The sequence below is a fragment of the Massilia sp. IC2-278 genome (genome assembly GCF_020708045.1).
In the GTDB taxonomy this organism is placed as follows: domain Bacteria; phylum Pseudomonadota; class Gammaproteobacteria; order Burkholderiales; family Burkholderiaceae_D; genus Telluria.
In genome coordinates this window covers 338,239-362,635 of record NZ_JAJFES010000001.1, presented here as the reverse complement: position 1 = coordinate 362,635, position 24,397 = coordinate 338,239, and the positions used below count along the sequence as shown (strand labels likewise).

At 66.5% G+C, this 24,397-nt stretch carries 23 protein-coding genes; 14 read left to right on the top strand and 9 right to left on the bottom strand.

Annotated features, from left to right (window positions below):
* Positions 1-96 precede the first annotated feature (96 nt).
* From LK540_RS01605 to LK540_RS01595, 3 genes are all read left to right on the top strand, one after another.
* On the top strand, positions 97-1,068 hold the full coding sequence (locus LK540_RS01605) for a succinylglutamate desuccinylase/aspartoacylase family protein (RefSeq protein WP_229435279.1): 972 nt from the start codon (positions 97-99) through the stop codon (positions 1,066-1,068).
* 103 nt (positions 1,069-1,171) lie between these two features.
* Complete coding sequence (yghU, locus tag LK540_RS01600) at positions 1,172-2,014, top strand: glutathione-dependent disulfide-bond oxidoreductase (RefSeq protein ID WP_229435278.1); 843 nt, start codon at positions 1,172-1,174, stop codon at positions 2,012-2,014.
* A 12-nt stretch (positions 2,015-2,026) separates the two neighbouring features.
* Entirely contained in the window at positions 2,027-2,410 is a 384-nt protein-coding gene (locus LK540_RS01595) for a hypothetical protein (protein WP_229435277.1), read from the top strand.
* 57 nt (positions 2,411-2,467) lie between these two features.
* On the opposite strand, the gene LK540_RS01590 is transcribed toward LK540_RS01595, so the two are convergent.
* The 5 genes from LK540_RS01590 to LK540_RS01570 form a co-directional block, all read right to left on the bottom strand.
* A complete protein-coding gene (locus LK540_RS01590; protein ID WP_229435276.1) occupies positions 2,468-2,947 on the bottom strand; it encodes a VOC family protein in 480 nt (159 codons plus the stop codon).
* A gap of 53 nt (positions 2,948-3,000) precedes the next feature.
* Positions 3,001-3,954 (bottom strand): DMT family transporter, encoded by a 954-nt coding sequence (locus LK540_RS01585; protein WP_229435275.1) that lies wholly within the window; start codon positions 3,952-3,954, stop codon positions 3,001-3,003.
* 90 nt (positions 3,955-4,044) lie between these two features.
* On the bottom strand, positions 4,045-5,970 hold the full coding sequence (locus tag LK540_RS01580; RefSeq protein ID WP_229435274.1) for an ATP-binding protein: 1,926 nt from the start codon (positions 5,968-5,970) through the stop codon (positions 4,045-4,047).
* 886 nt (positions 5,971-6,856) lie between these two features.
* Complete coding sequence (locus tag LK540_RS01575) at positions 6,857-7,414, bottom strand: hypothetical protein (protein ID WP_229435273.1); 558 nt, start codon at positions 7,412-7,414, stop codon at positions 6,857-6,859.
* A gap of 589 nt (positions 7,415-8,003) precedes the next feature.
* Positions 8,004-8,759 carry an AraC family transcriptional regulator gene (locus LK540_RS01570; RefSeq protein WP_229435272.1) on the bottom strand — a complete coding sequence of 252 codons (756 nt, stop codon included), beginning with the start codon at positions 8,757-8,759 and terminating at the stop codon, positions 8,004-8,006.
* Between the two features lie 212 nt (positions 8,760-8,971).
* Here LK540_RS01570 and LK540_RS01565 point away from each other — a divergent pair, with 212 nt between their 5' ends.
* Both LK540_RS01565 and LK540_RS01560 read left to right on the top strand, forming a co-directional pair.
* Entirely contained in the window at positions 8,972-12,157 is a 3,186-nt protein-coding gene (locus LK540_RS01565) for a PAS domain S-box protein (protein WP_229435271.1), read from the top strand.
* 82 nt (positions 12,158-12,239) lie between these two features.
* A complete protein-coding gene (locus LK540_RS01560) occupies positions 12,240-12,488 on the top strand; it encodes a DUF3297 family protein (protein ID WP_229435270.1) in 249 nt (82 codons plus the stop codon).
* Positions 12,489-12,831: 343 nt separating this feature from the next.
* Here LK540_RS01560 and sugE read toward each other — a convergent pair whose 3' ends face one another.
* Positions 12,832-13,152: a quaternary ammonium compound efflux SMR transporter SugE gene (gene sugE / locus LK540_RS01555; protein WP_229435269.1), complete on the bottom strand. Its 321-nt coding sequence runs from the start codon at positions 13,150-13,152 to the stop codon at positions 12,832-12,834.
* Between the two features lie 158 nt (positions 13,153-13,310).
* On the opposite strand from sugE, the gene LK540_RS01550 reads away from it, so the two are divergent.
* The 4 genes from LK540_RS01550 to LK540_RS01535 all read left to right on the top strand — a co-directional run bounded on the left by LK540_RS01550 (position 13,311) and on the right by LK540_RS01535 (position 18,567).
* Positions 13,311-14,369 (top strand): alkene reductase, encoded by a 1,059-nt coding sequence (locus tag LK540_RS01550; protein WP_229435268.1) that lies wholly within the window; start codon positions 13,311-13,313, stop codon positions 14,367-14,369.
* A gap of 161 nt (positions 14,370-14,530) precedes the next feature.
* Positions 14,531-17,179 carry an aminopeptidase N gene (pepN, locus tag LK540_RS01545; RefSeq protein WP_229435267.1) on the top strand — a complete coding sequence of 883 codons (2,649 nt, stop codon included), beginning with the start codon at positions 14,531-14,533 and terminating at the stop codon, positions 17,177-17,179.
* A gap of 6 nt (positions 17,180-17,185) precedes the next feature.
* Complete coding sequence (locus tag LK540_RS01540) at positions 17,186-17,851, top strand: hypothetical protein (protein WP_229435266.1); 666 nt, start codon at positions 17,186-17,188, stop codon at positions 17,849-17,851.
* Positions 17,852-17,856: 5 nt separating this feature from the next.
* The gene (locus tag LK540_RS01535; protein WP_229435928.1) at positions 17,857-18,567 is read left to right on the top strand and encodes a hypothetical protein; all 711 of its coding nucleotides are present in this window, start codon (positions 17,857-17,859) and stop codon (positions 18,565-18,567) included.
* Between the two features lie 28 nt (positions 18,568-18,595).
* Here the strand turns inward: LK540_RS01535 and LK540_RS01530 are convergent, their stop codons facing one another.
* On the bottom strand, positions 18,596-18,925 hold the full coding sequence (locus LK540_RS01530; RefSeq protein ID WP_229435265.1) for a hypothetical protein: 330 nt from the start codon (positions 18,923-18,925) through the stop codon (positions 18,596-18,598).
* Positions 18,926-19,032: 107 nt separating this feature from the next.
* Here LK540_RS01530 and LK540_RS01525 point away from each other — a divergent pair, with 107 nt between their 5' ends.
* The 4 genes from LK540_RS01525 (at position 19,033) to LK540_RS01510 (ending at position 22,503) form a co-directional block, all read left to right on the top strand.
* Complete coding sequence (locus tag LK540_RS01525; RefSeq protein ID WP_229435264.1) at positions 19,033-19,887, top strand: endonuclease/exonuclease/phosphatase family protein; 855 nt, start codon at positions 19,033-19,035, stop codon at positions 19,885-19,887.
* A 103-nt stretch (positions 19,888-19,990) separates the two neighbouring features.
* Positions 19,991-20,437: a thioesterase family protein gene (locus tag LK540_RS01520; RefSeq protein WP_229435263.1), complete on the top strand. Its 447-nt coding sequence runs from the start codon at positions 19,991-19,993 to the stop codon at positions 20,435-20,437.
* 122 nt (positions 20,438-20,559) lie between these two features.
* The gene (locus tag LK540_RS01515; protein ID WP_229435262.1) at positions 20,560-21,753 is read left to right on the top strand and encodes a right-handed parallel beta-helix repeat-containing protein; all 1,194 of its coding nucleotides are present in this window, start codon (positions 20,560-20,562) and stop codon (positions 21,751-21,753) included.
* 117 nt (positions 21,754-21,870) lie between these two features.
* A complete protein-coding gene (locus tag LK540_RS01510; RefSeq protein ID WP_229435261.1) occupies positions 21,871-22,503 on the top strand; it encodes a head GIN domain-containing protein in 633 nt (210 codons plus the stop codon).
* 38 nt (positions 22,504-22,541) lie between these two features.
* On the opposite strand, the gene arsC is transcribed toward LK540_RS01510, so the two are convergent.
* Positions 22,542-22,889, bottom strand: a complete 348-nt coding sequence (arsC, locus tag LK540_RS01505) for an arsenate reductase (glutaredoxin) (protein WP_229435260.1) — start codon at positions 22,887-22,889, stop codon at positions 22,542-22,544.
* A gap of 235 nt (positions 22,890-23,124) precedes the next feature.
* Here arsC and LK540_RS01500 point away from each other — a divergent pair, with 235 nt between their 5' ends.
* A complete protein-coding gene (locus LK540_RS01500; protein WP_229435259.1) occupies positions 23,125-23,754 on the top strand; it encodes a 1-acyl-sn-glycerol-3-phosphate acyltransferase in 630 nt (209 codons plus the stop codon).
* A gap of 28 nt (positions 23,755-23,782) precedes the next feature.
* Here the strand turns inward: LK540_RS01500 and LK540_RS01495 are convergent, their stop codons facing one another.
* Complete coding sequence (locus LK540_RS01495) at positions 23,783-24,331, bottom strand: GNAT family N-acetyltransferase (protein ID WP_229435258.1); 549 nt, start codon at positions 24,329-24,331, stop codon at positions 23,783-23,785.
* Positions 24,332-24,397 lie beyond the last annotated feature (66 nt).

The window sequence follows — 24,397 nt, the reverse complement described above, 5'->3', positions numbered from 1 at the left end:
AGCTTGCGAAGGTGGCAATGATGCCACGCGCCATCCACGGCAGCCAGCATTTACCGATAAAATGGCAGGACCGATATTTCCTTGGATCACCATCGCATGAGCTCCGCCCGCAATTTCCAGTTTAAATCCGTCACCTATACCGGCCTCGGCCAGGGTCCGCGCGTCATCATCATGGGCGCCACCCACGGCAACGAAATCTGCGGCACCGAAGCAATCAAGCGCGTGATGGCCGAGCTCGATAGCGGCGCCCTGCGCATTGCCGCCGGCAGCGTCACCTTCGTGCCGATCGTGAATCCCCTCGCCTACCAGAAGAACGAGCGCAACGGCGACCGCAACCTGAACCGCAACCTGTTCCCGAAGGACGATCCGCAGGATTTCGAGGACCAAATCGCCAACTGGCTGTGTCCGCTGCTGGCCCAACACGACGTGCTGCTCGACCTGCACTCATTCAACGCCGCCCACGGCGAGCCCTTCGTGATGGTCGGCCCGGTCAACAACGACGGCGACCTCGAACCCTTCCGGCACGCCGAGAAGGAGCGCGCGCTGGCGCGGCGCCTGGGCGTGCGCCGTTTCGTGACCGGCTGGATGGCGGCCTACGGCGGCGGCGTCAAGCGCCGTTCGCGCGGAAATGCAGCCGAACTCGAAACCGTGCTGCGCTACGGCGTCGGCACCACCGAATACATGCGCACTACCGGCGGCTACGCGCTGACCCTCGAATGCGGCCAGCACCTCGACCCGCGCGCACCGGAAGTGGCCTACCGGGCCATCATGAATACCCTCGCCTTTTTGAAACTGGTCGATGCGCCGGAGCCGGAGCCGGTCCCGTTCGACGAAATGGAAGCGCTGCAGATGGTCGTGGTGCACGACAAGACGGACGCCGCCGATGCGTTTTCCCGCAGCTGGGCCAGTTTCGACCCGGTGATCGAGGGCGAACAGATCGGCACCCGCGCCGACGGCACGCCGGTCGTGGCCGAGTTCAGCGGCCGCATCCTGTTCCCGGACGCCAATGCCAACGCCAACTCGGAGTGGTACTACCTGACCCGCCCGAATCCGGAATTCGGCCGCTGATTCGGCCGCTGATCCGTACAATTTTGTCCGCCGCCAGCGCCATCCGGCGAGTGCGGCTAGAATCTGGTCAGGCATGCAAGTCCACCCCACAAAGGAGAACAGGATGACTGACCAGTCGACGCAATATCAACCGCCCAGGGTCTGGGTACCCGCCGCCAACGGCGGCCCCTTCGCCAGCATCAACCGCCCGACCGCCGGGCCGACCCACGAGAAGGAACTCCCGGTCGGCAAGCACCCGCTGCAGCTGTACTCGCTGGCCACGCCGAACGGCGTGAAAGTCACCATCATGCTCGAGGAGCTGCTGGCCACCGGCCACAAGGACGCCGAATACGACGCCTGGCTCATCAAGATCAACGAGGGCGACCAGTTCGGCAGCGGCTTCGTCGACGTCAACCCGAATTCGAAGATCCCGGCCCTGCTGGACCGCAGCGGCGATGCGCCGGTGCGCGTGTTCGAATCCGGTTCCATCCTGCTCTACCTGGCCGAGAAATTCGGCGCCTTCCTGCCGAAGGATGCGGCCAAGCGCACCGAAACCCTGAACTGGCTGTTCTGGCAAATGGGCGCCGGCCCGCTGCTGGGCGGCGGCTTCGGCCACTTCTACGCCTACGCGCCGGAAAAGATCGAGTACGCGATCAACCGCTACGCCATGGAAGCCAAGCGCCAGCTCGACGTGCTGGACCGCCAACTGGCGCAGAACCGCTTCATCGCCGGCGACGAGTACACTATTGCCGACATGGCGATCTGGCCCTGGTACGGCGGCCTGGTGCAGGGCGAAATCTACGACGCGGCCGAATTCCTGGCCGTGCACGAGTACCAGCACCTGAACCGCTGGGCGAAGGAAGTGGCGGCGCGTCCGGCCGTGATCCGCGGCCGCAAGGTCAACCGCGTGCGCGGCAAGCCGGAAGAGCAGGTGGCGGAACGCCACGATGCGTCGGACCTGGACTGAATGCGCACGGGCATGCACGACGCCGTTTCCTTCATGAAGGACGGCGGCGGCGAAGGGCCGGTACCGACGGCCTGGCGTGCGGCCATCGAGGCGGTGGTCGACGCCTTCGTGCGCCAGGACTATGCCCTGAGCACCGGCGTCGCCGGCGTTGCGCCGGTCAGCGCTGATACCGCAGACCACATCCGCAGCTACATCAAAGACTACGGCGCCACCCTGGCGCCCCTGCCGCCGCAAGCCTGGAACACGTCGGCATGCATCTGGACCGGCCATCACTGGGACGTCATGGTCGACCTCTGGACCGAGGAAGAAGGCAGTAGCGACCTGGTGCTGCAGTTGCACGTGGTCGAACAGGATGGCGCCTACCTGGCCGAAATCCAGATGGTCTTTGTGCCGTGATCGACGACACCGGCGTGCCCGACGCCGGTGTCGATGCCGCCGGGCCGGATCAAGCGGCTAGCCGCGCACCGCCGCCTCGATTTTCGCCACGTCGATCTTGCGCATCGTCATCATCGCTTCAAAAGCGCGCCGGCCCACTTGCGGGTCGGGATTGGCCAGGGCATCGGTCAGCACGCGCGGCGTGATCTGCCAGGACAGGCCCCACTTGTCCTTGCACCAGCCGCACTCGCTTTCCTGTCCACCATTGCCGACGATGGCATTCCACAGGCGGTCGGTCTCTTCCTGATCGTCGGTGGCGACCTGGAAGGAAAATGCTTCGCTGTGCTTGAACATCGCGCCGCCGTTCAGGCCCAAGCAGGGAATGCCGGCCACCGTGAACAACACCGTCAGCACGTCGCCCGCCTTTCCTGCCGGGAAGTCGGCCGGCGCACGGAACACGTCGCCGACTGCGCTGTCGGGAAAGGTCTCGGCATAGAACTGCGCCGCCTCCAAAGCCGTACCGTCGTACCACAGGCATACCGTATTTTTGCTGGTCACTTTATTTCTCCCAAGGTTGAGGAAACGCGTCGATCAACAGGCTGGTGCGTCGATCAGCATACCGCATTTCCGGCCTCGGGCGACCGGTCTTTTCGCGCCGCGTTCCGGTGCGCCGAAGCGCAGGACACCACGCCGCCGACCAGCAGCAGCATCGCCGCGCATTCCAGCCCGCTCGGCCAGCGCGCTTCCCACAGCCAGCCGTACAAGGCCGCGAACACGGTCTCGAAGATGATCATCTGCCCCATCAGGCTCATGGGCAGCGCGCGGCTGGCGACGTTCCACAAGCCATTGCCGATGATGGAGCACAGGATGGCGACACCGCTCACCACGCCGGTGAAGCGCAGCCAGTCCGCCGCCGACTGCGCGTTCGACGCGAACAGGAAGGCCGGCACTGCCAGCAGCAAAGCCTGGGCGCCGGTCATCACCCCGGTCAGCAAACTCCACTCGTGCGCCGTGACCGCCGTCAGGCGCGCCAGCACGCGGCTGTTCGCGACCGCATACACCGTCCAGGACGCCAGCGCCCCGACCGCGCACAGCAGGCCGAAGAGCGAGCCCGGTTCCGAACGCCACAACGACTCCCAGCTGATGCAGAGCAGGCCCGCAAAGCCCAGCAGCAGCGAAGGCAGCAAACGGCGCAGCGGCAGCGCCTGCCGCTCGTCCCGCCCGAACAGGGTCACGGCCAGCGGCGACAGGCCGATCACCAGCGAGGCCATGGCCACGCCGCCGCTGCGCACCGCGTTGGCAAGGAAGATGTAGTAGACGACGTTGCCCGCGGGGCTGAGCCAGGCCAGGGTCCACCATTCCCTGCGCGTCAGGCGCGCGCTCACGCGGCGCCAGCCGGGCGCGATCAGCAGCGCCGCCACCAGGCCATAGGCGAGGTAGCGCCCGGCCGACAGTTGCATCGAGGTGAAGCCGTGGGTGAGTTCCGGGGCCAGGAACACCAGTCCCCACAAGGCGCCGGCGGCGATGCCGGCGCCGATACCGCGCCAGGTTGTTTGTGCGTGCATGCAATTCTCCTTCGAAAGGAGAGTCTGCACGCCGGCAGGAGAAAAATCTTGGCGCCGTCTACTGCAAACTTGGCAAATCCTTCAACCGGCTCACGCCGCGGCCCCGGCTTCGGCCAGGATATCGCCGAGCTTGGCCGTGTCGATGGGTTTCACCAGGTAATGGTCGAACCCGGCGTCCAGGGCGCAGGCGCGGTCGCTGTCCTGGCCATAGCCGGTGATCGCCACCAGCAAGCTGTGCGCCGTTTCCGGCTGGGCGCGCAGGCGCTGGGCCAGCTCCTTGCCGTCCATGTCGGGCAGGCCGATGTCGAGCAGGCAGACATGGGGTGGCGCGGCGCGCGCCCGCGCCAAAGCCGGGTGCGGATGGTGTTCCACCGCCACCTCGTGGCCGTCGATTTCGAGCAGCATGGCCAGCATCGAGGCAGCGTCGACGTTGTCGTCTACCACCATGATGCGCAGCGCTGCGCCCGCATCGTGCGCAACGCCCCCACTGGCTTCGGGCTGCGCGGGGCCTTCCCCGGCGGGCAGGCGCGGCAGGCGTACCGTGAAGCGGCTGCCCTGCCCTTCGCCGGCGCTGTCGCAGGCCACGCTGCCGCCGTGCAGCTCGACCAGGCTGCGCACCAGCGCCAGTCCCAGGCCAAGGCCGCCGGATGAACGGTCCGGGCTGCGCTCGGCCTGGGCAAACAGGTCGAAGGCGCGCGCCGCCAGCTGGGGCGCCATGCCGATGCCGTTGTCGGTCACGGTGATGCGGATCTCGCGTGCGTCGGCCTCGGCCACCAGGGAAACCGTGCCGCCTTCGGGCGTGTACTTGGCGGCGTTGTTCAGGATATTCGCCACCACCTGCACCAGGCGCTTGCTGTCGCCGTCGACCATCACCGTACCCGGCGCGAATTCGCAGGAAAAATCGTGCGCGCGGGCGCGCATCAGCGGTGTCACCTGCTCCACCGCCTCGGCCAGGATGCGGTTCAGTTCGGCGGGCGCCTTGTCCAGCGACACCAGGCCGTTGGTCACGCGCGAAACGTCGAGCAGGTCGTCGATCAGGTGCGTCATGTGCAGCACTTGGCGAGCGATGATCTGGCTGGTGTGGCGTACCCGCGCTTCGTCGGGTTTGCCCATCTGCAGCAACTGGGCGGCCGCGCCCAGCGGCGCCAGCGGGTTGCGCAGCTCGTGCGCCAGCATCGCCAGGAATTCGTCCTTGTGGCGGTCGGCCTGGCGCAGCTTTTCCTCGGTTTCGCGGCGCTCGGTCACGTCGTTGGCGGCGCCGATCCATTCGTAGATCTCGCCCTCGGCGTCGAGCATCGGCACCGCGCGCGACAGGGTCCAGCCGCAGCTGCCGTCGGCGCGCAGCACCTTGTGCTCGAGTTCGAACACCGCCTTGTTGCGGCGCGCCGTGTCGATGGCCTGGCGCACGCGCACGCGCTCCTCGGACGGGATGTAGTCGTCGAGCCAGGATTCGTCGGAGCCGCCCGTGTCTTTCAGGAAGCCGCGTCCGTCGAGCTGGTGCATTTCGCTCCAGTCCGGGCTCATGGTGTAGACCACGTCGGCGGCGGCATCGGTCAGGGCGCGGAAACGCTTTTCGCTCTCGCGCAGCGCGGCCGCCGCCCGTACCTGCTCGGTGATGTCGCTGGTGGAGTGGGACACGCACAGGATGCGGCCGTCGGCATCGAACAGCGGTGTGCTGATCGCGTTCCAGAAGCGTTCCTCAAAGCGCACGCTGCCATCGGCCTGCGTGACCGGGATCGGATAGCGCACCGTCGGCAGGCTGTCGGGCTTGCCGCTGGCGACGGCGCGCATCAGCGAGGCGCGCAGCACGGTCTCGCTATCGTCGGTGGGATCGTTGGGGTCGGCGGGAAAGGTGGTGAACAGGCTGACGCCGACCATTTCCTCGCGCGTGCGGCCGGATGCCGCCAGGAAGGCGTCGTTCACGGCCAGGACGATGGCCTCGGGCGTGGGCGACAGCAGGTAGTTGCCGATCGGCGCGTGGTTGAAAACCGACTCGAATAAGGATGAGGAATGCATCGCAATTCCTTGCCGGGCCGGGCAAGGTCCAGGTGAACACAACAAGCGCCCGCACGCAGACTTGCGCAAAACGAAGGCAAACGCACGTACACGGCACATGCGCTACAACGCGCGCGGGGCGCCGCTTAGCGCCCCGCATGCAGTGTAAGTGCTTTCTTGCCTCCTCGGCAAGTGAGCCGGTTCAACCGTGCTGCGGGGTGTGGAGTTTGAGCCAGCCTCCGCGTTTTTGCGTCGTTACCGAATCAAATGTGGGCACCCTGCCCTGCCTTTTGAAGGTCAAGGTCTTTCGATGACATCGCCACCGGATCGCGACATACGTCCGGGGATGTCCTTTTCCCTGAGCAGCCAACGAAACTTGATGCCGCTATCGGTCCAGACGAAATTCAACTGGAGGGATTTGTCGGGCAGTTTCCCGGGCGGGGTTGCATGCCTGGAGCGAATTACTTCGTCGATCACATCTGGCGGACGCGTTCCCGGATGATGACCCGTTCAACATGCACAGGAAGCGGTCCGAGTTCGTTCCGTAAATCGTCTTTGTCGGAAGCGTATTCAGTCCACTCGAACTCCACCCATTCAGGCAATTGACGGCCATCCGGTGCCGCGCCTTCAGTCTTCCCGCCGCTTAGCCAGTCTTTGCTTCGACCAAGCCCGCCGGGGCCAGAGACGCGTTGCCCACTGGGCAAACGCGCTCCCATGCAAACAACGACGATCCTTCTTTTAGCGACGCGAAATGCAGCACCATTCCGGGGCCTTCATTGCCCTCGACACAGCCGGTACCGAGCATGCCGATGACCCCTGCAAGGAGTGATTTGATTACGGTACGTCTCATAAGGACTCATAGGGTTGAGGATTGGATGGAACAGCTCACGGACCTCCTTTTGGACCGTCAAGGTCGCTCGATGACATCGCCACCGGATCGCAGTGTGTATTCTGGTGCCGCCCTGATCGACTCGAGCCGCCAGTGAAACTTGATGCCGCTGTCAGTCCAGACGAAATCCAACCAAAGGGATTTGTCCGGCAATGTCCCCGGTGGGGTTGCGCGCCTGGAGCGAATTACTTCGTCGATGACATCTTGCGGAACGCGTTCCCTGATCGTGACCCGTTCAACATGCACAGGAAGCGCTTTGAGTTCTTCCAGCACATAATCTTTATCGGAAACATATTCTTTCCACTCGAACTCCACCCATTCAGGCAATTGCCGGCCGTCCGGCGTTGCGCCCTCGGTTGCACCGCCGGTCAACCAATCTTTAGTACGACCAAGCGCACCAGGGCCGGGAAAACGCTTTCCACTAGGCAGGCTCCCTCCTCGACAAGCAACCACGACCCCTTCCTTTAGTGAAGCGAAATGCAGCACCATTCCCGGCCCCTCACCGCCCTCTACACAGCCGGCGCCCAGCATGCCGATAACTCCCGCAAGAAATGACTTGATTACGATACGTCTCATAGGGGCTCGATTACACGGTCGAGGGTTGGATGGAACGGTATAGCGGATATTCACGCCCTGGGTACAGCACCTCCTTGTGCCGGCTGCGCGCGATTGCCGCCGCTGTCACTGACGCGCAGCGTGGCGCCTTCCACGCCGGCCGCATCGTCCTGCGCCAGCAAGCGCTTGCCGGCCCATCGTAGAAGTAGCGCGTGGCGTGCAGTACGCGCGCCGTCGAGCGTGGCCGCACTGCACGCTACCGGCGGCGGCGATCAGGCGATCCTGCGCATCGTAGGCGTAATCGCTGGCCGTGCCGCGCCCGCGCTGATGCGCGTGGCAATCGAACGGAGCAGGCGTCAATCACTGGCCGGATGACACGACAGGTGCTGCGTCGCGGCATGTCGACGCGACTATACATAAAAAAGTTGCCACGAATATCACACATTCCCACAGGCGCCTTAATCGCCGGCCATGAATGGGCACTGGACTACCGGGCTCGTTCGCGGTCCAACCCGTATCGGCACCGGGCGAACACCGTTGCACGCACGGGCGCTGCGCTGCGCCCCGTACCGTGTTCGTGTGCGCTTGTCTTCGGCGGCAAGCAAGGTGCTCAGGCGTGCTGCGTTGCGCAGTTGCGCCGCCAAAGGGCGGGCGTGGTGTCGCGGTGGCGCCGCATGGCGCGGCTGAGGGCGCTCTGGTCGGAAAAGCCCGCTTCCAGCGCCACCGCGGCGATCGGGAGCCGGGTATCGGCCAGGCGGCGGCAGGCGAAGTCCAGGCGCTGCTGCAATAGCCAGGCGTGCGGGCTGGTGTCGAGTTCGGCGCGGAACAGCGCGTGCAGGCGGCTCACGCTCATGCGCGCCGCATCCGCCATCGACTCGGTGCTCCAGGGCAGGCCGGGCTGCGCTTCCACCTGGGCCAGCAGCGCCGCCAGGCGCGAGCGCGGCTGCGGCGCATCGAAGGCCAGGGTATCGAGCAGCAGCCCGGTCCAGCCCTGCAGCAGGGCTGCATTCACCGGCTGCGCCGTGCGCATGATGCCCATGTACTCGACCAGCTTGCGCGCACCCGGCCCGAGCGCGGTGAACGGCCGTTCGGCCAGGCGCTCGAAGGCGCCATGGGTCAGGGCGCCGCGCCCGATGTCCACGATCAGCGAGCAGTTACCGTGCGCGCCGCTTTGCGCATGCCAGGCCTGCGGCGCCACGAAGGCGCCATGCAGCGGATCGAGCCGTCCGGCCCGGCCATCGATGTCGAGCAGCACCTCACCCGCCAGCGGCAGCACCAGCTGGGCAAAATCGTGGCGGTCGGCGTCGAGGATCGCGCCGTAGCTGCGGATCGCCAGGTCGACGGGAAAAGGTTGGGAGAGCGGCACGGCGCTTGCGGGAGGTCGGTCGAAGCGGCAGTCTAGCATGCTGCACAAGCGGTCGCCGCTTGCAAAGCAGCCGGCAGCGCAACGATGTGAAACAGAATTGCCAGAAATTTCACTTCTTGTAGGAAATCTCTTGCACGGCGAGGGCGCTGGGGCGCCGTATAAAGCGTATTGATGACCTTTATAATAACGGCTGACCCAGCCATCGCCCCGCTATGCCTTCGCTCCCCCTGCACCAGCTCTCCTCCGACCAGCGCTACCGCCTGCTTGCCCGCCATGCCGTCGAGTTCGGCATGATCATGCTCGACAGCGAAGGCATCATCCTGGAATGGTCGCACGGCGCCGAGCGCTTGCTGGGCTGGAGCGCGCACGAAGCCATCGGCCAGCCGGCACACATCATCTTCACCCCCGAAGACCGGGCAACGGACGCGCCAGGCACCGAACTGGGCACCGCGCTCAAATTGGGGCGTTGCTCCGACGTGCGCTGGCACCTGCGCAAGGATGGCAGCACGGTGTTCTGCGACGGCACCGTCAACAGCATCCTGGACGAGGACGGCAAGACCGTGCTCGGCTTTTGCAAGGTCATGCGCGAGGGCTATACCTCGGCGGAACAAGGTGAGGCGCCGCAGCGCGCGCGCACCGAGGAGCGCTCGTTCCTGGGCGCGGTGCTGGAAAGCGTGGAAAACGGCATCGTTGCCTGCGACCCGGCGGGCAAGCTGACCTTCTTCAACGCCGCTGCGCGGGCCATCCATGGCCGCGAGGAACAGCCGCTGCCTCCCGAACAGTGGGCTGAACATTACCGCCTGTACCAGCCTGACGGCGCGACCCTGCTGGCCGAGAACGAGCTGCCGCTGTACCGCGCCCTGCGCGGCGAACGCGTCGACAGCGCCCGGGTCACGGTGCTGTCCGCCGGCGGCAAGCGCCACGACGTGGAGGTCACCGGCCGCGCGATGCGCGACGTCGAAGGCCAGATCCTCGGCGCCGTGATCTCGATGAACGACGTGAGCGCGGTGCACGCGGCCAGCGCCGCACGCGACGAAACCCTGCGCGAGCAGGGCAAGCGCATTGCCGCCGAGGAATCGGAAGACCGCGAGCGCAAGACCCAGGCCCAGCTGCACCTGGCGGCCGAGGCGGCCGGGCTCGGCATCTGGACCTGGGACGTCACGCACGACACCGGCACCTGGGAAAACGAGCGCATGTACGAGATCTTCAATATCGCGCCCGGCTCGCCCATTCTCACCGCGCAGGGCCTGCTTGCCGATTACCTGCACCCGGACGACGCCGCCGCCTTCCGCCAGGCCACCGACGAGGCCATCCGCCACGGCGCCCGCTTCCAGTTCACCGGCCGTTTCCGGCGCCTGCCCGATCCCGGCCTGCACTGGCTGGAACTGAGCGGCATGCCGCAGACCGACGACGCCAGCCGGCTGCGCATCATCGGCACCGCCGCCGACATTACCGAGCGCAAGCGCAATGAAGAGGCCCTGCGCGACGCCCGTATCCGGCTCGAAGCCACGCTGTCGGCGGGCGAAGTGGGCAGCTGGATCTGGGACATCCGCAACAACCACCTGATGGCCGACCGCAACCTGTCCGCGCTGTTCGGCGTGCCGGAAGGCGCGGCCGCGGACGCCACGCTGGAACGCTACATCGCCTCGATCCATCCCGACGACCTGGACGAGGTCACGCGCCTGATCGATTTGTCGATCGCCACCCGCCAGCCCTACCGCGCCACCTACCGCGTCACCGATTCGGTCAATGGCTACCGCTGGATCAGCGCACGCGGACGGGTCGACTTCGACGCCGACGGCGCACCGGCGATCCTGGCCGGCGTGACCATCGACATCACCCAGCAAAAGGAAGCCCAGGACCAGCTGCGCGCGACCCAGGAGCGCTACAGCAAACTGATCAGTTCGATCGACGAGGCCTTCGGCATCGTGCAGGTGCTGGTCGACGCCGCGGGCAAGCCCTACGACTACCGCTTCGAGGAAGTCAACGCCGCCATGGAAAAGCAGTCCGGCCTGGTCGAGGCGGCCGGCAAGACCATCCGCGAAATGGTGCCGGACATCGAATCGAAGTGGATCGAACGCTATGGCCGGGTGGCCGTCGAGCGCGAGGCGATGCGCTTCGTCGAGCACTCGGCCGCCATGGGCTATTGGTGGGATGTGTATGCGATGCCGATCGGCGCGCCGGAGGAGCTGCGCATCGGCATCCTGTTCACCGACGTGACGGCGCGCCGCCAGGCCGAGGAAGACCTGCGCCAGCTGGCCGCCGATTTGTCGGAAGCGAACCGGCGCAAGACCGAGTTCCTGGCCACGCTCGCGCACGAGCTGCGCAATCCGCTGGCGCCGCTGCGCACCGGCCTGGACCTGATGCGCCGCGCCGGGCCGGATGCTGCGGCGAGCGGCAAGATCCACGAGATGATGGACCGCCAGCTCAGGCAGATGGTGCACCTGATCGACGATCTGATGGACGTCTCGCGCATCAACAGCGGCAAGATCGTGCTGCAGAAGGACTACATCGACCTCGCGCAGGCCATCCGGAATGCCGTCGAAACCACCCTGCCCGCCGCCCAGGCCGCACGCCACCGGCTCGACACGACACTGCCGCCGCCAGGGCTGATGCTGCATGCCGACCCGACCCGCCTCGCGCAAATCCTGGGCAACCTGCTGACGAACGCGGTGAAGTACACGCCCCAGGGCGGCCGGATCTGCATCGCCGCCAGGGCCGAGGACCGCATGGCCGTGATCGAGGTGCGCGACAGCGGCATGGGCATTCCGCTCGAGGAACAGGCGCATGTGTTCGAGATGTTCAGCCAGGTGTCGCGCAACATGGGCCGCGCCCAGGGCGGCCTGGGCATCGGCCTGTCGCTGGTGCGCAGCCTGGCCGGCATGCACGGCGGTAGCGTCGAGGTCAGCAGCCCCGGTCCCTGGCAAGGCACCACCTTCACGCTCAGGCTGCCGCTGGCGGACGGCGGGTGTCCGGAAGTCGCGCAGGCACCAGAGGAGGAGCGTGCGCCAGCCGTGGACGGCCTGCGCATCGTGGTGGCCGACGACAATGTCGACGCGGCGAACATCCTCAGCGCGCTGCTGGAAGCGGCCGGGCACACGGCCGAGCCGGTCCACGACGGTTTGCAGGCGCTGCGCCTGGTCGAGAAGCTGCGGCCGGACCTGGCCATCCTCGACATCGGCATGCCCAGCCTGAACGGCTACGAAGTGGCAAGGGCGATCCGCGCGATGCCCGGCAACGAAGACATCATGCTGGCCGCCCTGACCGGCTGGGGCGGCGAGCTGGACCGGGAGCGCTCGAAGACCTCGGGCTTCGACGCCCACCTGACCAAGCCCGCCGCGGCGGGGGACCTGGAGCGCATCCTGGGGCTGGCGGCGGCGCGGCGCAAGATCGGCTGAACTGCGGGCTGATGGCGGACCGAAGTACGGTCAGCGGTGCGCGCCGTTGTAAGGCGCGCGGTTCTGGTGGATAATTCGGCCCATGAACGATACCGCCACCCTCCCCCCGCTCCCAGACCGGCTCTCGATCGACCCGAGCAGCCCTTTCCATAACCGCGACGTGTTCCAGAACGACATCGGCATCCGCTTCAACGACAAGGACCGTTTCGACGTCGAAGAATACTGCCTCAGCGAAGGCTGGATCAAGGTCGCCGCCGGCAAGACGCTCGACCGCAAGGGCAAGCCGATGCTGATCAAGCTGAAGGGCAAGGTCGAGGCGTTTTACCGCTGATCGAATTGCGTGTGACATAACCCGAGGCGCCCGATGTGGCGCCTTTTTTTCGTCTGCATGCGAGGAAATGGTACATGCGTACTGACGCGACCTCGACCGTACGGTGGGCACCCCGTGCCCACGCGGTACGCACGCATCCGTTGGCCACGTGCTGCGCCGTCATCCAACCCGCGGCCGGGAGAGCATTGCTGTCTCGACTGATCTCTTCGTGCCGTTTCGACGCGTATCCGCCGCCGTGTGAACGGAGCCGCAACCACGCGAGCGCCTCACCGCGTGGGCAGTAGGGCTGGCTAAATGCCAGCACTACGAATGCCCACCCTACGAAACGCCGATACGTTCCCGATCAAGCATGCGCCACCAGCTTCAGGCCGATGATCCCCAACGCGATCAGGCCAATCGACCCGAGCCGTACCGCACCGGCCGGCTCGCCCAGCAGCCACATCCCGAACACGGCCGTGCCGATGGTTCCGATCCCGGTCCACACCGCATACGCCGTGCCCAGCGGCAGCTCCTTCAGCGCCAGGCCCAGCATGCCGACGCTGCCCAGCATCGCCAGCAGCGTGAAGCCGGAAATCACCGGCCGCGTGAATCCTTCCGTGTATTTCAAACCCACTGCCCAGGCCACTTCCAGCAGTCCCGCGATCACCAAGTAGAACCAGCTCATCCCCCACCTTCCATTCATCGTGAAAACCGGGCGAAGTATACCCGGCCAGCCAAAATTGGACCGGTCTCGGCAGGAATTTTGCGCATCCCTTAAGATGGCTGCCACGTATTTGCTAGCAACGGCACGCATGTGCCCGCATTTTCATACCTGGAGCAAGAATGACGACCCTGTTTGACCCGATCAAGATCGGCGCCCTGGAGCTGCCGAACCGCATCATCATGGCGCCGCTGACCCGCGCCCGCGCCATCGGCGAAGGCCGCGTGCCGAACGAGCTGATGGCCGAATACTATGTCCAGCGCGCCAGCGCCGGCCTGATCCTGTCCGAAGCCACCTCGGTGACCCCGATGGGCGTCGGTTACGCCGATACGCCGGGCATCTGGTCCGACGAGCAGGTGGCAGGCTGGAAGAAAGTCACCGACGCCGTGCACGCCGCGGGCGGGCGCATCGTGATGCAGCTGTGGCACGTCGGCCGCATCTCGGACCCCATCTTCCTGGACGGCGCCGCTCCGGTCGCGCCGAGCGCCATCAAGCCGGCCGGCACCGTGAGCCTGGTGCGTCCGAAGCGCGAGTACACCACCCCGCGCGCGCTGGAAACGGCGGAAATCGCCGAGGTCGTGGCCGCCTACCGCAAGGGCGCCGAGAACGCGAAACTGGCCGGTTTCGACGGCGTGGAAGTGCACGGCGCCAACGGCTACCTGCTCGACCAGTTCCTGCAAGACAGCACCAACCAGCGCGACGACCAGTATGGCGGCTCAATCGAGAACCGCGCGCGCCTGATGCTGGAAGTCGCCGACGCCTGCATCGACGTCTGGGGTGCCGACCGCGTCGGCATGCACCTGGCGCCGCGCCGCGATTCGCACGACATGGGTGACTCGACTCCGGCCGAAACGTTTGGCTACGTGGCGCGCGAGCTGGGCAAGCGCGGCATCGCCTTCATCTTCGCGCGCGAAGCCGTGGGCGAGGACAGCCTCGGCCCGCTGCTGAAACAGGAATTCGGCGGCCCCTTCATCGCCAACGAAAAGATGTCGGTCGAGACCGCCGAGAAGCTGCTGACCGAAGGCAAGGCCGACGCGATCGCCTTCGGCCTCTGGTTCATCGCCAACCCCGACCTGCCGCAACGCCTGCAGCAAGGCGCCGAACTGAATCCGCTGCGCGCGGAAGTCATCTACGGCCAAGGCAGCGAGGGTTATACGGACTACCCGGCACTGTCGGCATAAGCTCCACGAGGCGGCCCTGCGCTGCCTCGCTTGAAACGCATAACGCCCGTCAATACGGGCGTTATGCATATATAAGTTCATGGTGCATCCTTAATTGCACTCATGATATTCTTGCGCGATTCGCATCCGTGCCGCTCGTGGCACGTTCACAAGGAACCGCATTGAATATCTTCGCACCACGCGCCATGGCGCTTGCCATCGCTTCCGCCCTCGCCTTCGGCACCGTCCACGCCGCACCTGCATCGCCCGCTCCACGCGCCGAAAACGCCTTCCTTTCGCAACAGGATGCTGCCGCCCGCTCGGCACGCGTGTCGAACGTCGCCTACGCTCTCGAGTTCGCGCTGACCGGCAAGGAAACCTTCAGCGGCGTCACCAGCGCCAGCTTCGACCTGGCCGATAATGCCGCGCCCCTGACCATCGACCTCGACAAGGCAACCGTGAAATCGGTCACCGTCAACGGCAAGAAGGTGGATGCGAAGTATAACAACTGGTTCGTCACCATTGCCGCCGCCGACCTGGCCAAGGGCCGCAACACCGTCGTCATCGCCTATGAGCGCCTGCACAGCACCAACGGCGAAGGCCTGCACCGCATGGTCGACCCGGTCGACGGCCGCGTCTACACCTATTCCCATTTCGAGCCGGCCGCCGCGCACCAGATGTTCGCCGTGTTCGACCAGCCCGACCTGAAAGCGACCTACCAGGTAACGGCCACCGCACCGGCCGACTGGCACGTGGTCTCGACCACCCGCGAAACGAAGATCGAAGACCTGGGCGCCCTGCGCCGCTGGACCTTCCCGACCACGAAAAAGCTCAGCCCCTACAACTTCTCGCTGCACGCCGGCCCGTACAAGGTATGGGAAGACAAGAGCGGCAAGTACCCGATGCGCCTGTTCGCGCGCCAGTCGGTCGCGGCCCAGGTAACGCCGGAAGACTGGTTCCGCTACACGAAAGACGGCCTGGCCTTCTTCGACCAGTATTTCGGCATTCCTTACCAGTTCGAGAAATACGACCAGCTGCTGGTGCCGGACTTCCTGTACGGCGCCATGGAAAACGCCGGCGCCATCACCTTTGCCGAAGGCCGCTTCCTGCACAAGGCGAAGATGACCGACGCCCAGCGCCAGTCGCTGGCTTCGGTGATCATGCACGAAATGGCGCACCAGTGGTTCGGCGACCTGGTCACCATGCAGTGGTGGAACGGCCTGTGGCTGAACGAAAGCTTCGCCTCCTTCATGGGCACCCTGGCCACCGCCGAAGCGACCGAGTTCAAGGATGCCTGGCAGTCCTTCTACTCGGGCGGCAAGCAGGCGGCCTACGCCCAGGACCAGAAGGTCACCACCCACCCGATCGAAGTGCCGGTGGCGTCGACAGCGAACGCCTTCGACAACATCGACGCCATCACCTATTCGAAGGGCGCCTCGACCCTGGCCCAGCTGCGCCACCTGCTGGGTGCGGAAGTCTTCCGCAAGGGCGTGCACAACTACCTGGCCAAGTATTCGTACCAGAACGCGAAGCTGGAAGACTTCATCGGCAGCCTGGGCGAAGCCGCAGGTCGCGATTTGTCGGGCTGGACCCGCCAGTGGCTGTACGAAGCGGGCGTGAACACGGTTGCCGCCGATTTCTCCTGCAAGGCCGGCAAGATCTCCTCGTTCACGCTGAAGCAGACCGCGCCAAGCAAGGCGTTGCCGACCCTGCGCGAACAGCGCGTGCAGATCGGCACCTTCAAGGTCGAGGGCGGCAAGCTGGCCCTGACCCGGAACGTGGCCGTCACCTATTCCGGCGCCACGACGAAAGTGCCTGGCCTGGTCGGCACGGCTTGCCCTGACCTGGTCTACCCGAACTACCAGGACTGGGGCTTCGTCAAAGTCCAACTCGACAAGCGCTCGTTCGAAACCGCGCGCGCCAACCTGTCGAAAGTCGACGACGCCCTGCTGCGCTCGATGCTGTGGCAAAGCCTGTGGGATGGCGTGCGCGACGGCCAATTGCCGCTGAACGAATTCATTCAGACCGCGCTGACCAACGCGCCGCTGGAAAAGGATTACACGCTGCTGAACGACGTGTTGGGCAAGGTGGTCGCGTCAAGCCAATACCTGGACGCGATGAACCTGGATTCGGCGTGGGCGAAACAGACCCGCATCCAGCTGGAAGACATGGCCTGGAACGGCGTGCAGGCGAACAAGGGCAACGAGAACTTCCAGCGCGCCTGGTTCGGCACCTGGCTGAACCTGGCCTCCAGCCCGGCCGCACTCGAGCGCCTGCAAGGCATCCTGGCCGGCAGCACCACGGTCGAAGGCCTGAACGTGAGCCAGGACCTGCGCTGGTCCATCATCCGCCGCCTGAATCGCTACAACGTGGCCGGCGCTAGCGCGCTGGTGGAAAGCGAAGCCGCGCGCGACAAGTCGGATACCGGCCAAGCCGCGGCGATCGCCGCCACTGTCGTGCGTCCGGATGCGCAGGTGAAATCGCAGTGGCTGGCCACCGTCGAAGACCTGCAGACCAAGCAGCCGTTCTCGAAGATCCGCACCGCGATGGGCAGCCTGTACCCGGCCGAGCAGGGCGCCCTGTCCGAGCAGACCGCTGCGGCGCGCCTGGCCAAACTGCCGGCCATCGACAAGGAGGCCGGCCCGGTCTACATGCGTTCGTACGCCGGCTCCCTGATCCCGGCCACCTGCACCCCGGCCAGCGTCAAGCGCCTGGAAGCGGCGGCAGGCAAGTACACCGAGCTGTCGGCCGGCACCCGCCGCGCCCTGCTCGACACGCTGCAGGAAGACGGGCGCTGCGTGAGCATCAAGCAAGCCATGACGGTGAAGTAAGCCGCCATGCGGATCGGCGTTCCGGCATCTTCCAGCGTGTCGTGGACGCCGCTCGTCCTCACGCTGGGCCTGCACCTGCTGCTGGTGCTGGCCTGGCTGCTGCGGCCCGGCGTGCAGCCCGTGCCGCAGCCGTCCGCCGAACGCGCCACGCTGCTGGTGACGGTCAAGCCTGCGGCAAAACCCATTCATGCCGCGCCGCGCGCGCTACGCGAACCCGTACCCAAACCCGCGCGACGGCCAGTGGCGCGCGTCCTGCCTGCATCCGAACCGCCTGCAGCCGTGGTGGCGGATGCCGAATCTCCACAGCCTGAGCCAGTCCAGGCCGAAGTTGCCGCTCCCATCGCTTCCGTTGGAGAGCTGCTCGCCAGGTCACGCGCCCTGGCCGGGCGCATCAGCCGCGAACTGCCTACGGGCGACAGCGCCATGACGTCCGAACCTGCAGGCAAGTGGGAGCGCTTCGGCACGCAGGTTGCCGATGCGCGCAAGACCGGCAGCATGGCCGGCACCCTGGACAGCCACATGGCTGCCGACGGCGTCATCGTCTACCGCAAGATCGTCGGCAGCCGGGTGCGCTGCTACCGCAGCGGCAGCGTCGGCGGCATCAATCCGTCCGATGGCCAGACGGCCGGCAATATCCCCTGCCCGACCGGCGTCCGCTGGACGCGGCTCTAAGCCACATGCATTTCGGAGACCGGCACCCTGCTGCACGGCCGAACTGGACGCCGCTCGCGCTGACCCTCGGCTTCCACCTGCTGCTGGTGCTGGGCTGGCGCTGGCAGGCGCAAACAGCGCCTCTTCCGGCACTGCCCGAGCGGCTGATCGAACTGCTGCCCATGCGCCCGGTGCCGGCGCCGCCTGCCGCCGTTCCGCCACCCGCGCCGTCCAACTCCGCTCCACCGCCGCCATCCTTGCCGGCGCCGCGCAACACCGTTCCCGCGCCGCCGGCGGAAAGCGCGCCGCCCGCTCCCGCCGATACGGCGCCCGCCGTGCAGCCCGACACCGCGGACATGCCGCAGCCGACAGAGCAGCCTGCGGGCGACGCCCCCGTCACGCTTGCCGGAGAAGACCTGCTCGCCGCAGGCAAGCGCAGCGCCGCCGCCTTCGACCGCGAGGTGCGCAAGGGCAAGAGCGGCTTGCCCCTGGAGGCCGATACCCCGTGGTCGCGCTTTCGCAGCGCCGTGGCCGCCGCCCACATCGACCGTTCGCTCAGCATGCGCATGGAAAAATACGAGTCGCCGGACGGCGTCGTCATCTACCGCACGACCCAGAATGGCAAGCAGACCTGCCGCATGACCGGCTCCGTGGTTTTCGGTCCCGGCGCCGCCGGCGGCGGCAGCGCGGCCGGCAACGTCGCTTGCCCGAAGGGCGTGAGCTGGGAGCGCATGTAGGCCGGCATCCAGGCCCGCGCCGTGGTCCTCAAGGTGCGGGATTGCTGGACGGCCGGCATAGCTCGGCCACGCGGCGCCAGTCGCCGCTGCCGCCGCAGCCGGGCGGCGGTTGCCGGTCGAGCAGCTCGCGCAAGTCCAGCGGCGCCAGCTCGTTGACGCGCACGCCGCGGTTGATCGGCAGGCAGACTGCATCGTGCCAGGCCGCCGTCACCCCGGGCGGCCTGGGCACCGGCCCGCGCAGGCGCACGGCCGCGCGCTCGCATTCCTGCTTCGTTCCATACACGCCGCGCAGGCTGCTGCCTTCGAGCGTTACTTCCAGGTGCTGCTGCAGGTAGAGCAGCAAAACGATCGTGAACATGTCGGCCTCCGCAGCTGTCTGCCGGGTTCGGTTCGCACGCTTGAACTGGATCAGTCCGCTTCAACGCAGTCGGCTTAGGCTGTGCGCTCTTCATGCAAAGGACAGCCATGCCGAAGCTTATCACCTGGAATATGCAAGCGGCCCGCACGCCGCAAGGCGGCGCCGACCTGGACCGCGTCGTGTCCACGCTCACCCGCTTTTCCCATTTCGACGTGCTGTGCCTGCAAGAAGTAGCTTGTGGTTACGAATCGCGCGACGGCACCTCGCTCGGCGACCAGTTCGCCGGCCTGGCCCTGCGCCTGCCGGGTTACAACCTGGCCTGCTGCACCGCGCTCGACACGCTCGCGCCCGACGGCAGCCGGCGCCGCCTCGGCACCATGATTTTTTCCCGCTACCGGATACTGCAGGTCTTGCGCCACTCGCTGCCCTGGCCGGCAGATCCCGAGGTGATGAGCATGCCGCGCAGCGCGCTGGAAGTCACGCTGCAAACGCCGGCCGGGCTGCTGCGCGTGCTGTCTGTGCACCTGGAGTATTTTTCGCTGCTCCAGCGCATGGCCCAGGTCGAGCGCCTGCGCGAGCTGCACCGCGAAGCCGTGCTGCAGGCGCGCGTGCTGCGTCCGGGCGGGCCGGAACACGGCGCCTTCGAGGCCCTGCCGCGCGCCGCCAGCGCGGTGTTGCTGGGCGACTTCAACATGCTGCCCGATTCGCCCGAATACGCGCGCCTGCTGGCGCCCTTCCCCGATGGCACGCCGCCGCTGCGCGACGCCTGGCGCCTGTCGCAGCCGGGCCGGCGCCATGCGCCCACGGTCGGCCTGCACGACGACCATCCCGACGCCAACGCGCCCTTCGCCTTCGATTTCGCTTTCGTCAGCGCCGCCCTGGCCGAGCGGGTCGGGCGCATGCGCGTGGACGCGGCGGAAACCGGGTCGGATCACCAGGCGCTGCTGCTGGAGCTGGGTTGAGCTGGTTGACCTGAGCTGGGCTGCACGCGGCCGCGCCCGCGGTTAGAATGTTCCTTTTGACGGCGGACCCGGGCGTTTGCCGTGCGCTTTGCAAGGACATCACTTGAACTGGGATTATCCGCACCCCTTTACCTTACCCCTCGTGCCGCGCGTCGAGGACATCGACGGGCTGAACCACACCAACAACGCCGTCTACGTGCGCTGGTGCGAACAGGTCGGCTGGGCCCACTCCGAGTCGCTCGGCCTCTCGCTCGACGATTACCGGCGCCTCGACCGCGCGATGGCGATCCGGCGCGGCGAATACGAGTACATCCTGCCGACCCTGCTGGGCGAGGAGCTGACCCTGGCCACCTGGCTGGTCGGCGGCGACGGCAAGCTGTCGATGGAGCGCCGCTTCCAGCTGGTCAGGAACAGCGACGGCGCCACCGTGCTGCGCGGACGCTGGGAACTGGTGTGCATCGACATCAGCGGCGGCCGCCCGCGGCGCATGCCGCCGGCCTTCCTGGAGGCCTACATGCCGCAGGTGGTCGGCGCCGGCGGCGATAGTTAAGGCAATGCACGAGCGCGCGCCATCTACCTTGCGCGCGCTCAAAGGCAAACTTGATCAAATCGCGTTGGGACGCGGGGGTGCCGGGTGACACTTTGCGGGTGTCTGCCTCGACAAGGAATGCCATGTCCCAACCCGAACCCGGCGCCGCCCGCTGCCCAGCGTACCGCCCCGCCAACCCGATCTTCGCCGTGCTCTGCTGCGTCCTACTACTGCTGCTCGATGGATGCCGCTGGGGAGAAGGTGCATCCGAGGAACTGGTCGTACCCGAGGTCGTGCGCACCAACCTGTATGTGGCGCCGGGCGGGTCCGACGCCAATCCCGGCACCGAGGCCGAACCCTTCCGCACCCTCAGTCGAGCGGCCCAGGTCGTCACTCCCGGGACCACGGTATTCGTCGCGCCCGGGCAATACACGGGCGGCTTCCGCACCAACGTCAATGGCAGCGCCGAGGCGCGCATCATCTTCCAGTCGATCGAACGATGGGGTGCCAAGATCGTTCCACCGCTCGACTCGCGCACCACCAGCGCCTGGGACAACCGCGCAAGCTACGTCGACGTCGTCGGCTTCGAGATCGACGGCACCCAGTACCAGAGCGGCAGCAAGTGGGTGAGCGGCATCTACAACGGCGGTTCCTACAACAGCATCCGCCACAACCACGTGCACCACGTCGGCCTCGACATCCCTTGCGAAAGCGCGGGGGGCGCCGGCATCGGTGTGGACAGCTACTACCGCGGCACGAAATCCGAGGTCATCGGCAACAACGTGCACGACATCGGCCCGCTCGATTGCCGCTTCCACCACGGCATCTACATCAGCACCGAAGGCCGGGTGCGCAACAACCTGATCTACCGCGTTGCCGGCGCCGGCATCCACCTGTGGCACGACGCCAACCGGGTCGACGTCACCGGCAACACCATTTCCACCTCGGGCACCGGGATCGTGGTCGGCGGCGGCGACTACTACCACTCGAAGGGACCGAACGACTTCACGCAGGTGGCCAACAACATCGTGTTCGACAACCAGCACGGCGTCATCGAACAGGGCGACACGGGCGAAAACAATATCTACGTAAACAACCTGGTGTTCCAGAACGCAGTGGCTGACTGGAAATTGCCCGAGGGACGGCGCCACGTCGGCACGATTGCCGCCGAACCGGCCTTTGTCGAGTACAGCCGCACCGGCACGCCCGACTTCCGCCTGAGTTCCCGCTCGCCGGCCATCGGCAAGGGCGTGGGCGGCGACAAGCCGGAACAGGACTTCCAGGGCAAGCCGCGCAACAAGGAGACCGGGTTCGATATCGGGGCCTACCAGCACTAGCAAACATGGTGGTTTCCGGCAGCTTGTCCGGCAAATAGCGCATTCCGTCTCAAAAACTTGGTTTTTGAAAAATGCCCTATCTAAAATGGCTGCATTCAAACAAACCGGGACACCGCCATGCGCCGACTCATCCTTGCCGCCACCCTCTCCTCGCTTGCCTTTGCCTCCCTTGCACACGCCGAGGACCAGCAGCGCAGCGCGCCGGCCTTTACCTCGATCTACGTCAAAGGAGCGATCAACGTCACCGTCGACCGTAACGCGGCCCAGAGCCTCACCGTGCGCGGCGACGAGAAATTCCTCAACAACCTGGTCAGCGAAGTCGTGGGCGGCGAACTGCGCCTGAGCATGCGCGACGACCGCATGAAGACCACCACCCGCGGCGACGAGCGCGTGATCGTCGGCATGCCTGCGCTGCGCGCCTTTGCCGCCGAGGGCGCCGGCGAGATCCGGCTGAACGACGTGCGCGGCGAACGCTTCGACATCAACTACCGTGGCGCCGGCAGCCTGCGCGCGAGCGGCGAGGTCAAGACCTTCAGCATGAAGGCCGAGGGCGTGGGCGAGGTCGATGCCAAGGCCCTGCTCGCCGACAACGTCGACGTCACCTTCCGCGGCGTGGGCGACGTTCGCGTCCATGCCCGCAAGCGGCTCGACGCGAAAGTCCAGGGCATCGGCAGCCTCACCTATTACGGCAAGCCGCCGGTCGTGAACAAGTCCGCTTCAGGGCTGGGCAGCGTCGACGCCGGCAACTGAGCGAGTGCCAGCGACACCCGGCAGCGGGGCCCGCCCGCTTACAGGATTTCCCGCACCTTGTCGAAGGGCCGGCACAGCCGTACGCCCTTGGACGTGACCACGAACGGGCGTTCGATCAGGACCGGGTGCGCTAGCATGGCGTCCAGCAGCGCCTCGTCGGACACGCCCGGCGCATCGAGTCCCAGTTCGGCGGCCAGGCTTTCCTTGCTGCGCAGGGCCTGGCGCGGCGACAAACCGGCCGCCGCCAGCATGGCCTGCAGTTCGGCGCGCGCAGGCGGCGTGGCCAGGTACTCGACGATGCGCGGTTCGTGGCCGGCGTCGCGGATGGCGGCCAGGGTATTGCGCGAGGTGCCGCAGCGCGGATTGTGGTAAATCGTGATATCCATATCGTGAAGGCTTGCCGGTCCGGCAGCGTGAAGTGGTCGCATGAAATGGTAGCGGAAGTGCCGCCATGAGCGGCCGCATCATACCGCGTGCGCCTTGCAACAGCACATTTCTTTTTTCTTGTCACCCCTGTTCTCGCCATATAGAATCCACCCTCGGTTTTCCGGGAGGGAAGTAATTCTTGCGGGAATAGCTATCAGAAAACGGCCGGCTCGCGCACGGCACGACGGAGAAAACATGATCGACCACCTGCTGCGCCCCGCAGACCTGCCAACCTGGCGCCAACGCACTTCGCTGCGCCTGCTGAACATGTTCGGCTGGAAGCTGCGCCACAAGCCCCTGCCCGGCCCGCACGGCATCGTCGTCGTCTACCCGCACACTTCGAACTGGGACTTCCCCATCGGCCTGCTCGGCAAGTGGGCGATGAACCTGGATTTCCGCTGGCTGGCCAAGGATTCCCTGTTCAAGGGGCCGATGGGTGCGCTCATGCGCTACTGGGGCGGCATTGCCGTCGACCGCCGCGCGCCGATGGGCGCCACCCGCTCGCTGGCGCAGAGCATGCTGCGCGAGAAATGGTGCTGGGTCGCCATCACGCCGGAAGGCACGCGCGGCTACCGCCCGCACTGGAAAAGCGGCTTCTATCACCTGGCCGCCGCCGCGAACGTGCCGCTGCTGCTGGTCTACATGGACTACAGCACCAAGGTCCTGAGCGTGGTCGACACCGTGCGCCTGAGCGGCGACCAGGATGCCGACATGGCGGCCATTGCCGCCGTGTACGAAGGCAAGCAGGCCCTGCATCCGGAACTGGCCGCACCGATCAAGCTGGCGCCGCCGCACAACGGCCCGGACCGCAGGAAGAGCGCCTGAGCGTTGCCCTGGGTCCGGCCCTGAGCCCTCAATTGGCGAGCGCGCCCTTGCGTTCGCGCACGAACAGCGTCTTGTAGTAGATCGCCGTGGCGCGCCAGGCACCATCCGGCGTGGCGCAGTATTCCGGCAATTCGCCAATCTTCGTGTAGCCGAGCCGCGCATACAGCGCCTCGGCATGCGACCCCGCCTCGGTATCGAGGAACAGCAGGCCGCGCTTGAGCGCTAGCGCCTGCACCTCGGCCGCCTCCATCAGGGCCGTCGCCGCCCCGCCGCGGCGCGCGCCGCTGTGCACCAGCAGCTTCTGCACTTCCGCCCGGTTCAGGCCGTTCGGCTTCTGGCACAGGTCGAGCTGGACCGTGCCGACCAGTACATGGTCGCGCCAGGCCACCAGCAGCACCCGCGTTCCCGCGGCCACGGCCTCGCGCACGCCGGCCCAGTAGGCGTCGGCCGCCGCCTCGTCGATCGAGGCCATGAAACCGACCGATGCGCCGTGCGCGACAGCGTCGAGCAAGAGCGCGCGCAATGGCGCCGCATGCGCTGCCGCGCCGGCGGCGTCGAGCATTCGAATCTGCATCATTTCCACCCTCCTCCTCTGTCGAATGGAAGAGCGTGCAGGATTCGTGCCTGCTTGTCGAGGGCGATG